General features: G+C 68.2%; 1 protein-coding gene. It reads left to right on the top strand.

Annotation, left to right across the window (positions count from 1 at the left end; genetic code table 11):
• The first annotated feature begins 170 nt into the window (after window positions 1-170).
• Window positions 171-752 (top strand): TIGR03086 family metal-binding protein, encoded by a 582-nt coding sequence (locus tag C1I92_RS32940; protein ID WP_111258839.1) that lies wholly within the window; start codon window positions 171-173, stop codon window positions 750-752.
• Window positions 753-950 lie beyond the last annotated feature (198 nt).

Here is a 950-nt window from a genome sequence, read left to right as displayed (position 1 = left end):
CCCCTAAATTCCGACGATCCGCCCAAAACGCCGTAATGGACGCAAATCCTGTCGGTAGGCGATTATCTACGTCAAGACCCTGTAAGTAGGAAACAGGTAAAGCTGCGGAAAACTCGCAGAGCCCGCCGCCTGGCCACAGATGATGGGTCAGTCGTGCATACGATAGGCGCATGCATATCATCGACCTCGATGCCCACGCCGTCCGGGCCAGCGCCGAGCTGGCCGCGACCGCTACCACCGCCGACCTGGCCAAACCGACACCATGCCGCAGCTGGACGCTGTACGGGCTGCTCGCACACATGGCGACGCAGCACTATGGGTTCGCGGCCGCCTCGCGCGGCGACGGCGACCCCGACCACTGGAAGCTGCTCGACCTGGGCGACGACCCCGTGCGCGCCTACCTCGACTCCGCCGGCCACGTCATCGAGGCGTTCGCCGCCGACGGCGTGGCGGACCGGCTGTTCCCGCTGCCGGAGTTCCGCCCCGAGCCGTTCCCGGCCGAGCAGGCGATCAGCTTCCACCTGGTCGACTACGTCGTCCACGCCTGGGACGTCGCGAAGACGCTCGGCGCGGACGTGCAGTTCGACGACGACGTGCTCGAAGCGGCGCACGCGGTCGCCGGCGTCGTGCCGACCGGGCCGGTGCGGCTGGCGCCGGGCGCGGCGTTCGGGCCGGCGATCTCGTGGGAGGGCGGGTCGCGGCTGGACCAACTGGTCGCCTACCTCGGCCGCTCCCCCGACTGGACCGCCTGAGCCCGTGGCCGAGGTCGAACGGTCAGGGCCGGCGGCCGCAGACGGTGTGAGATCACTGTGGCCCCCACGACTGTTCAGTCTGGGTAGATCTGGGACACCGGATGTCTACGTAGATCTGAGACACGCCGTTGTCGCGCGGAGTGGGGCGCCTGAGCCTGTCGTGGATTTGGTCCATGGCGAGAACGGATGCTCGTGTGA

It is taken from the genome of Jiangella anatolica, assembly GCF_003236295.1.
Classification (GTDB): domain Bacteria; phylum Actinomycetota; class Actinomycetes; order Jiangellales; family Jiangellaceae; genus Jiangella; species Jiangella anatolica.
Note: the sequence above shows the minus strand (reverse complement) of the source record. Positions and strands in the feature narration are given on the sequence as shown.